This is a genomic window from Shewanella sp. NKUCC05_KAH (genome assembly GCF_019345585.1).
GTDB classification, from domain to species: domain Bacteria; phylum Pseudomonadota; class Gammaproteobacteria; order Enterobacterales; family Shewanellaceae; genus Shewanella; species Shewanella oncorhynchi.
The window spans coordinates 166,648-176,748 of sequence record NZ_JAHKQZ010000010.1 but is presented as its reverse complement, the minus strand read 5'-3'; the positions used below and the strand labels follow the sequence as shown (position 1 = coordinate 176,748).

At 44.9% G+C, this 10,101-nt stretch carries 8 protein-coding genes; 2 read left to right on the top strand and 6 right to left on the bottom strand.

The features are described from left to right. Positions 1-399: 399 nt before the first annotated feature. A complete protein-coding gene (locus KO533_RS11205) occupies positions 400-1,758 on the bottom strand; it encodes a YjiH family protein (RefSeq protein WP_105251721.1) in 1,359 nt (452 codons plus the stop codon). A 706-nt stretch (positions 1,759-2,464) separates the two neighbouring features. On the opposite strand from KO533_RS11205, the gene KO533_RS11200 reads away from it, so the two are divergent. Next, positions 2,465-3,178, top strand: a complete 714-nt coding sequence (locus KO533_RS11200) for a hypothetical protein (protein WP_028761881.1) — start codon at positions 2,465-2,467, stop codon at positions 3,176-3,178. 36 nt (positions 3,179-3,214) lie between these two features. Here the strand turns inward: KO533_RS11200 and KO533_RS11195 are convergent, their stop codons facing one another. Further along, a complete protein-coding gene (locus tag KO533_RS11195; protein WP_219254153.1) occupies positions 3,215-4,102 on the bottom strand; it encodes a U32 family peptidase in 888 nt (295 codons plus the stop codon). A 37-nt stretch (positions 4,103-4,139) separates the two neighbouring features. Continuing rightward, positions 4,140-5,150, bottom strand: a complete 1,011-nt coding sequence (locus KO533_RS11190; protein ID WP_219254151.1) for a peptidase U32 family protein — start codon at positions 5,148-5,150, stop codon at positions 4,140-4,142. Positions 5,151-5,288: 138 nt separating this feature from the next. Between KO533_RS11190 and KO533_RS11185 the strand changes: the two genes are divergently transcribed. Further along, on the top strand, positions 5,289-5,822 hold the full coding sequence (locus tag KO533_RS11185; protein ID WP_105251724.1) for an SCP2 sterol-binding domain-containing protein: 534 nt from the start codon (positions 5,289-5,291) through the stop codon (positions 5,820-5,822). Positions 5,823-5,931: 109 nt separating this feature from the next. Here the strand turns inward: KO533_RS11185 and KO533_RS11180 are convergent, their stop codons facing one another. From KO533_RS11180 to yegQ, 3 genes are all read right to left on the bottom strand, one after another. After that, positions 5,932-7,821, bottom strand: coding sequence for a S8 family peptidase (locus KO533_RS11180; RefSeq protein WP_219254149.1), 1,890 nt, complete (start codon positions 7,819-7,821; stop codon positions 5,932-5,934). Between the two features lie 521 nt (positions 7,822-8,342). Then, a complete protein-coding gene (locus tag KO533_RS11175) occupies positions 8,343-8,594 on the bottom strand; it encodes a YfhL family 4Fe-4S dicluster ferredoxin (protein ID WP_105251726.1) in 252 nt (83 codons plus the stop codon). A gap of 4 nt (positions 8,595-8,598) precedes the next feature. Continuing rightward, entirely contained in the window at positions 8,599-9,966 is a 1,368-nt protein-coding gene (yegQ, locus tag KO533_RS11170; RefSeq protein ID WP_105251727.1) for a tRNA 5-hydroxyuridine modification protein YegQ, read from the bottom strand. Positions 9,967-10,101 lie beyond the last annotated feature (135 nt).

Sequence of the window (10,101 nt, the reverse complement as noted above, 5' to 3'; positions counted from 1 at the left end):
TGCTCAAAGAAATTATCGGTTAGTAAATCAAAAAGGAGATAAGTCATTTACACTTTATCCACTAAACCTATAACAAGTTTATCAACGAACGCCACTTCGTGGCTGGACAGCCTAAAGCGTGGCTTCGCCACAGGCTGCCCGTTATAAAGGCGTTATCTCCATAGATATTTTTATCCAAAACAGACACGTTAGAGTTAAGGCTTTAACTCGAAAATGTCCAAAAAGTGAGTTGTGTGGTGTCGAGTGGAGATTGTACGATTAAGTCACGCGATATAATCAAAACAGCCTGTTCGTGTATGAGTTAGTGCAAAAAGGGGAATCAGTTAATCTGACTCCCCTTTTTTAGAACGCTTGTTGGACTTACATTAAAATCTACGTTAGGCCCAAACTAGCGTAATGTTAGAACAATAAATGCGCTACACCCGCGATAACAGGCAGTGTCACTAAGGTGCGTAGAATAAATACTACGAAAAGCTCAACGAAGTTGACGGGAATTTTACTGCCGATAAGCAGTGCACCGACTTCACTCATATAGATCAACTGAGTCACAGATAAGGCTGCAATTACAAAGCGGGTCATATCTGATTCAATTGAGCTGGCAAGGATTGACGGAATAAACATATCCGCAAAACCGACCACGATTGTTTTAGAGGCTTCAGTGGCTTCTGGAATATGCAGTAATTCGAGTAATGGAATAAACGGCATACCCAGATAGTTAAAAATGGGCGTGTGCTCGGCAATAATCAGCGCTAGCGTACCAATGGCCATTACCACAGGGATAATGCCAAACACCATATCGACAACGTTTTTAACGCCTTCATTTAAAACGGCTTTTATGCCACCGGCACTGGCGGCTTTTTCTAAGGCTTTATCAAAGCCCCAAGATAAGGCGCCATGTCCTGCAGGGATCAGCTCATCATCTGGCATGCGTGGTGTGTCATCTATGTAGTTGTCTTTCTTCCACGATAATGGTGGCAACTTAGGCACAATCACTGCGGCGGCAAAACCCGCGAGGCACACAGTCAAATAAAAGGGCACAAACATATGCTCTAACTTAACTTGTGAAATCACCACTAAGCTGAAGGTAATCGATACCGCCGAGAAGGTTGTACCAATAACTGCGGCTTCTCTCTGGGTATAAAAACGGGCTTCGTATTGTTTGCTGGTCAGCAAAATGCCGACACTGCCATCACCTAACCATGAGGCCATACAATCGATAGCGCTACGACCCGGTAGATTGAACACAGGACGCATGACTTTCGTTAAGAGTGTGCCAAAGAGTTCGAGTAGGCCGAAGTTCAGCAGCAGCGGCAGTAACATACCCGCAAAGATAAATACTGAGAACAACACAGGTAATAAGTCGTTTAAGACTAATGCGCCAGTGCTCGAGGAGTTGATGATCTCTGGACCTAAACCTAAGTAAGTCAGTACGATAAACACTGCACCTAAGATCCGAGTCGTCAACCACATAGGGCTGACATTCAATAAACCATTAAGGAAGTGATTTTGCGTAACGAATGTGGGCTTAAACACTTTTGACAGTAAAGAGGCCAGCGCCGTAGTCACAACAATAATAGTCACTATGAGGGTTAGCACACCGCTCAATGCGCCTTGCAGTGCTTTAGATATGATAGCGATAGGAATTGTGATCGCATCGTTGTAGCTGATAGGGGTCATAAATAACAACAGACCAATCAGCGAAGGGACGATAAAGGTGAGTATCGTCTTAATGTTTCGGTTTTTATTTTCAGTAGCCAATGTTGTACACCTTAAAGTACGAGTCGTACATGGTAAATTTGAATAAATAGCCGCACGTAACAAGCTGTCGACGCTAATTAAGGTGCATTTAAATTCAACTCAAAAACGAGAATGGGGAAGATTACTCGCTTAGCTTCTCTATGTAAAACGATTCGCTAGTTAGTTTGATATAAGCAGCAAAACAGCATAGTTATTTTACTTTAGTTGTCGATAAATTAAGAGTGGTTATATTGGATTGTATTACTGTAAAAGCATTATTAAACATGGCCTTACCATCAATTACCTTAGGTTGGTTAACGACTGGTTAATTACTTGTTTACTGATGTGTGTGAAACTATCTAGATGTTATTTCTGCATAAAAAAACATCAGCAACTTTAGCGCTACTGCCATGTTGGCTGGTTTTCTGTTCGATTTTAAAGTGCAATAGAGATAACTCTGGCTATATAGCGTTGGCGAGAACCTGTTTTGCATATCGCGGTAATGTTAAGGAGCCTTGGGCACTAGGACACATTTTTATGCGATAAGCCTTTAAATCGACTTATCTCTATAAGTGACCTTCTCCATTATCTTGATGCTTTTGTGATTGACTAAAAAGTCGCAAATAACGATGAAAGTAAAAATATTATTCATAAAGCGGATACCTGCCGCTTTAAATCTTCTCATTTCCATGTAAGTTAGTATTACTCCCATCCAGCTCTAGTATTCATGATCGCAAAAGTACAGAAGGTTACGATTAAAGGCGGCTCAACACTGGCCATTAAGTTTGGTTTTTTGGGGATCTTTGGGCTTTTAATTGGCATTGTCATTACTGTTTTGGGGTTCGATGATTCTGAATTCCATCGCTTCAATTTTTTGAATCACACCCTAAGTGAATTAGGGACTTATGGTCATTCGTCTTTCGCTGTCATTCTCAACGGTGGATTGTTTTTTGGCAGTTTAAGCCTCGTTTTCTATTGTTTGTCTTCTTTGCAGCAGGTAACTTCTTGCTGGGGATACCCTTTCTTTATCAGTTTGGCTCTCACTTTTCTGGCTTTAGCGAGCGTGGGATTATTTCCGGTGAACGTGTATCACTTGCATGTTCTTGGGCTGAAATGGTTTTTCTATCTGGGGAGTTTGAGTGCGATCTTCTACTTAGCCTTGGTCTGTTTCGGCAAGTCTAACTTTGGCCGTTGGACTGGGTTGTTGGCGTTAATAGTCTTATGTAGCATGTTGACGTTTCTGTATGCGCCACAGCTCAATTTAGGTTTGACCGAAGGCGATAGACCGTTTTATCAGGAGATGGTATTGCAACTGCCGCGTCCTACTTTGTGGTGGCCAGCCTTACTAGAATGGATTGGACTGGGAAGTTTATTGTGTTGGACAAGTGTGCTGCTTTTTAGCCAGTTAAGCTTCAGCCAAGATCCCAAAATCATTGGCTGAGTTATCTTTAAATTTAGGCTTATCTTCAGCTTTAGGCTATGGATTCACATGCACAGCAAGGCCCGCTTCACCAAACCAATAACCGTTGCACTGGGTTATACCAAGTCTGCTATTCATCGAAAAATCCTGAGTATTTTTAGTCGCTTGAATCGTATCGACCAAAGCATTGGCTTTAGTGATGCAGTCAAGACTACTGGGTGATACTCGAAACACATCGACCCCTATTTGTGTCATTGCCGCTATTTCACTGCGTAAATCTAAACAGCTAGCGGATTGGGTTTGAATTCCATTGAGCCTGAGTAAAGGTTGCTGCTCTTGGGTTTGCGCGAGTAGTCCTTTACTGTATTCACGGCATACCGTTTCGCAATGATCTTTCGTGAGCTGTTTGTGTCTAGCGGTAAAGCAGCGCGCCGAATGGGCGAGTGGTAAATAGCCGTGGCCAAGCACTTCCACCTCAAATGATGGCTGTTCTTGAATCACTTGTTGCAACCAAGCCTTAGATAGCTCCACTGGCATCACAAATCTTTGCATTCCAAACCGTTGCAAAATGTCTAAACTGGCGCGATTGTAGTTATTGATACTCGCGCCGCAGACAAAGGGCAACTTACGCTCTTTGGCAAGATACACTGCCGCCATATCGTTTGCTTCGACGATAAATTCACCGTTATCGACCTGGCGTTTCAGCTCAGTATATTCAGATGGCGCTTCTATTAAGGCCAGCGTCGAAAGCACGACTTCTTTACCCGCCTGCTTGAGCATTTGCGCCAGCTCTAGATAATCGCCCCACTTGAGTTCGCGTCTGCGGCTACAAACCGCCTCACCTAAATACACTAAGGGAATTTGACTGGCGGCGACTTGCTGGTAAAAGTCAGCGACTTGCTGTTTCTGCCAGCAATACAACAGTGGTCCTAGGGAAATCTTCATAAGGTGTCCTTTGTCAATCTTGCTCTCTATTTACCTTTTATTGCCAATCGCGCTCGTAGGCGCCAAGCGTAGTGATCTGACCCTCGGATACTTTCGCTAGGGCTTGTTTCCAATGGGGTTGATTTTGGCTTTGTGAGTACAGCGCTGGATTATTTAGATAGGTGTCTATGGCTTGACGCCATACTCGAGTGACTTGTTCAACATAGGCGGGGCTGCGTTGACGTCCTTCGATTTTCAGCGACACTATGCCCGCCTTGGCTAGCTCTGGAAGTAAGCTTAAGGTATTCAAACTGGTTGGTGATTCGAGTAAATATTGCGGCGAATCTTGATCTGCTGTGATGTAACGGCCTTTGCATACCACGGGATAACCCATTTGTTCGTCGAGGGCCGATTTATCAATTAACACATCGTTGAGCCGGGTTAATCGGTTCTGTCCTTCTTCTTGCCAGCGAACGTGTTTTGCCGGTGAACAAGATCCACCGGTGTTGGGCGATTGGCCCGTTACATAGGATGATAGCTGGCAACGCCCTTCGGCCATAATGCACAGACTACCAAAGGCGAATACTTCCAAATCCACTGGGCTGACTTTAGCAAGATCCCGTACTTGTTTCATGGATAACACCCGTGGCAATACTACTCGGGCGATGTTAAAGGCTTCTTTATAAAAGCTCAGCGCACCCAGATTGGTTGCACTGGCCTGCACCGATAAATGCAGTGGCAGGTTTGGATAGTGCCTATGGGCATAATCGAGTAAAGAAAGATCGGCGACAATTAATGCATCCATACCCAGTTTTGCCGCTAAATCGATAGCCTGATACCAACGATGCTCTTCACCGGGCTTTGGAAAAGTATTTAAGGTTAAAAAGATTTTTTTGCCGTGCTTTTGCGTCAGCTCAGTGGCTTCTTGCAATTTTGCGGGGGTGAAGTTTAATCCTGCAAACGAGCGTGCGTTGGTGTCGTCTTTTAACCCTAGATACACAGCGTCGGCTCCGGCATGTAATGCCGACTTTAGCGAGGCCAGATTTCCTGCTGGACACAACAGCTCCATAGTGATGCTCCCGATAAAATGATAGCCGCTGAGTGTAGGTAAGATTGAATGGCGATGAATTGATTTAAAACAGGTTTAAGATCATAAAATCCCGATAAACTGGGATATATCATGTTTTATTCTTGTAGGGTTCCCGCTATGTCCGCTGTTTTTTTCGCAAAATTTGCTCAGCAACTTTTAGAGTTCACCCCAAAAGCCATCGGCTTTCCCCTTGCTAAGATGCCCTTTAGCCTCAAAGCAAAAGCCATCAGCCAATTGCTTGAACTCTTACTTGCCGAGCAAGCTGCTGGCGATGAGCTTGGATTTTTGACGGATAAATGGGTCGCGATTCGAGTGGAAGATATAAACTTAGCCTTCGAAGTCAGTTTTAATGGCAAGTGGCAAGTCAGAGAGCTCACCAATGCGCAGGTGACCTTCAGTGCCAACTCTGCTGAGCTAGTGTTAGTGGCGGCGGCGAAGGAAGATCCCGACACGCTATTCTTCCAGCGTAAGCTGAGTATTCAAGGTGATACTGAATTAGGACTCGAAGTGAAAAACCTGCTGTTAAGTATCGAATTTGCCAGTATGCCAGCCCCAATTCGTCTTAGTGTTGAAAAGCTTGCCGCTGTGATTGAGCGTCTGCAAATTGAAGCGAAACCGACAATTATTCTCGCCAAATCCCCAAGCTTTTAACGTTATGTAGTGAGACTACACACTGCTAATTCCATAAAGAAGCCCGCTAAGTTGTTATCTTAGTGGGCTTATTTTTATTTAAACTTTATTGTATGGTTTGGTCAATGAGTTAGTAGCTTGCACTCAGTTGTAGTCCCGAGTAGCTCGAATAAGCGCGTAACATCACATGGTAAGTTCCCGCTTGAGTCACGGTAATCGAACAGCTTTCATTGTTCCCGTTTTTATAGGGACGGCAATCATAGCTGGTGGTCGTTGGGGTAGTGCCTGCTTTAACATACAGGTCTACATCTCCAGTTCCGCCACTGGTGGCAATGTTGAGTTGGCTATTGGCTGGAACCACTATCTTATACAGTTTCTCTGTTGCCGTTGCCCCGCTTAAATTCGTGACAGGTACGCCATTGGTTAAGCAGTTTGCATCGGTGCAGCTTCCGCCACCATTCAGGTTATAGCTGGCTGTCAGTTGGGCATTGGCGTAATTATTATAGCCTTGCACCATCACATACCACCGACCCGCCGTAGGTGTGGTGAAGTTACAGCTCTCGTTGTTGCCATTTTGATAGGGGCGGCATTGGTAGCTTGTTGTCGTCGGTTTTTGCCCTTGGCTGACATAAATATCCGCATCACCAGAACCACCCGCTAGATTGATCCCTAAACTTGCCGCATTGACTGGGACATCGATGTAGTAATACGTCGCAGAACCTGTGGCACCACTGATTGCGACACCCACATTATTTTGTAGCGGTGTTTCATCGACGGGACAATTATTGCCACAGCCACCATCATCGCCTGCGAGTGAAAAGAGTAATTTATTGGGTGAACCTGTTTTCGCGTCTGTAACTTTATTTGACGTGGCGCGCGTCGTAAGTAAGTTTGTCACCTGTGCGGGAGAGAGATTTGGATTTTCATCTAAGTATAATGCGGCAACGCCTGCCACATGTGGGGCTGCCATTGAGGTACCACTTATGGTATTAGTCGCTGAATTCGAGTTATACCAAGCGGACGTAATGCTCGAACCAGGCGCATAGATATCAAGGCAAGTCCCGAAGTTAGAAAAACTCGAGCGGGAATCGTTACTGGTGGTTGAACCAACTGTGATGGCGTTTACCGCACGGGCGGGTGAGTAGTTACAAGCGCTGCTGTTGTCGTTACCCGCCGCCACTACGAAAGTGACCCCTGCGGCAACTGCGGCATTGACTGCATCATCAGTTGCTTGGGAGGCGCCGCCTCCTAAACTCATGTTTGCGACGGCCGGGCCGGAAGCATTGTTTTTCACCCAGTTTATCCCTGCAATCACGCCTGAGTTACTGCCTGAACCTGAACAGTTGAGTACTCTGACGCCCACAAGATTGACGTTTTTAGCCACACCGTAGGTAGCGCCGCCAACAGTTCCTGCCACATGGGTACCATGGCCGTTACAGTCAGTTGCATCGTAATCATTATCCACAAAATCATAGCCACTGCTGGCGCGACCACCAAACTCATTGTGAGTATTAAGCACGCCAGTATCGATCACAAAGGCGGTTACACCAGAGCCGTCGAAATCCGTGTGATAGTTACTATCCAATGGCAAGTTTCGTTGATCGATTCTGTCTATGCCCCAGGTCGGACTCGGTTGATTGGCATTGGCTTCAACCATAGGCGTTACTGACATGATTTGATCTTGTTCTATGTATTTCACATTTGGATCTTTATGCAGTGCTTTAATCTGTTGGGCGCTGGCCTTGATGAGTACACCATTGAGCACATTGCCAAAGTTTTTCATCACAGTGACATCATATTGGTTGACTAAACTCTCGGCTTGTTTCGTCGCGAATTCAGCTATGGTGTTGTTATTACTTAGATTAAGAACGCTTGGGGTATTGAATACAACAATGTAAGTATCTTTGATGGCTTTAGATTGCGGGACACTTACCATACTCGCTTGGTATTCATTAGCGTTAACAGGGAAGTAAGCAAGTCCAGTTGCGACCGCGACTGCAATTAAATGTTTCTTATGCATGTTGAACTCCATTTTCTTTTTATGTCTCCACGGACTTCGAGACATAATTCAATGTAGAAGGTATTTTCAACCTGCCCAGTTCGATGCTTAAGGTATATCTAATTTACAAGGTTAAAATGTAACACTTGATTTACAATTTGACCGCAAGTGACTTTTTACTTAGCTAAAGAGTGAGGTGTACAAATAAGCGTCAAAATAATAACTATTAGTCTATTAAAACAACCTAGTCTGTAAAAGTGGTGATTTATCAAGCGACATTTTGTCCGAATCACAAACTGTGAAGCAGTGATAAATTCCGTCTGCTACTTTTTTGACATTCACCGCTGAAAAGAAGTCAGTCTAAAGTAGTGTTTTGACTAATGCTGAAATAAAGGCTTGGATTTAAGCGATTTAAAGGTTTTTCATACCGTTAAATGCATCTTTATTGTGATTTTTTATGCGGGTTGTTTTGCGCAGGTTATTGCAGGTATTAGAGCAGATGTGACCGAGAGGCATTATAGCCACTCGGTCAGGTGACGTGATTAAGTTTTTTGCGTTAACACGGCAAATTTCACTAACAATTCGTCGTTAGATTCGACACGGTTTGGATCTGGGTCGATGCAATCAATGGGGCAGACAGATACGCAAGTCGGTTTGTCGTAGTGACCCACACATTCGGTGCAACGGTCTGGATCGATTTCATAGATCTCTTCGCCCATAGTGATAGCCTGATTAGGACATTCAGGTTCACACATGTCGCAATTGATGCAGCTATCGTCGATCAGTAGTGCCATGATCTTAACCTAGTTCATGTGGGTTGCGAGTATCCTGACCTTGGGGCAAGTTACGCAGCAAAATACCGTGGCTCAAATCGACTTCTTTCGGCACGGGTAGATACACAGTGTGCCCCGAACCTAAGCCTGCTTCAACTGCTTCAGCTTTGCGATTTTCGAGTTGTTCAATCGTCAAACTGATATTGCCTTGCGGTGTCATCAGTTCAACACTGTCGCCAACGGAGAACTTGTTTTTTACTTCAATTTCGGCCAATCCTGCAAGATTACGTTTGCCCGTCAGTTCACCTACAAATTGTTGGGTGTCACTAACTGAGTAGCCATAGTCATAATTTTGATATTCATCATGGACATGGCGACGTAAGAAGCCTTCGGTATAACCACGGTGGGCTAGGCCTTCTAATTGATTCATTAGGCTGCGGTCGAAATCTTTACCCGATGAAGCATCTTCAATCGCGCGGCGATACAGTTGTGCGGTACGGGCAACGTAATAGAAGGACTTAGTGCGGCCTTCAATTTTGAGCGAGTCTATGCCCATTTTAGTCAGGCGCTCAACGTGCTGAATGGCCCGTAAGTCTTTAGAGTTCATGATATAAGTGCCGTGTTCATCTTCGAAGGCGGGCATGTATTCGCCGGGGCGATTGGCTTCCTGTAGTAGGTAAATTTGATCTGTGGGGGCGCCTGCGCCTAAGGTCGTTGGCGTTTCAATTTGCACCGCATTTGGCATGGCAATGATGTCACCGCTGTCATTTTGTTGCGCTTCGTGTACATCGTATTTCCAGCGACAAGCATTAGTGCAGGTGCCTTGGTTAGGATCGCGTTTATTGATATAACCTGAGAGTAAACAACGGCCTGAATACGCCATACACAGGGCGCCATGCACAAACACTTCAAGCTCGATATCGGGGCAACGCTGACGAATTTCTTCGATTTCATCTAAGGACAATTCGCGTGACAGGATCACGCGTTTGATGCCTTGGGTTTGCCAAAACTTTACCGAGGCCCAGTTGATGGCATTCGCTTGCACGGATAAATGCACCACTTGATCAGGAAACGCTTCACGCACCATCATAATTAAACCGGGATCGGACATGATCAGTGCGTCAGGCTTCATCGCCACTACGGGTTCCATGTCCTTGATATAGGTTTTTAGCTTGGCATTGTGGGGCGCGATATTGCTCACCACATACAGCTTTTTACCGAGTGCATGGGCTTCTTCAATCCCAGTGGCTAGGTTTTCCATTTTAAAGTCATTGTTACGTACCCTTAGACTATATCTTGGCTGACCGGCATACACTGCATCTGCGCCATAGGCAAAGGCGTAGCGCATGTTCTTTAAGGTTCCAGCTGGAGACAGTAGCTCAGGTTTAAACATAATCACTCTCAAATGGGTTAATAAATGACGCGGTGCGCGGGGGCGGCATTTTACACAATGAAAGTAGGGGTATGCAAATTGCCTTAGTTAACTTTAGCAGTACTTCACATTTTACGAATATAGTGAGTTTTACTT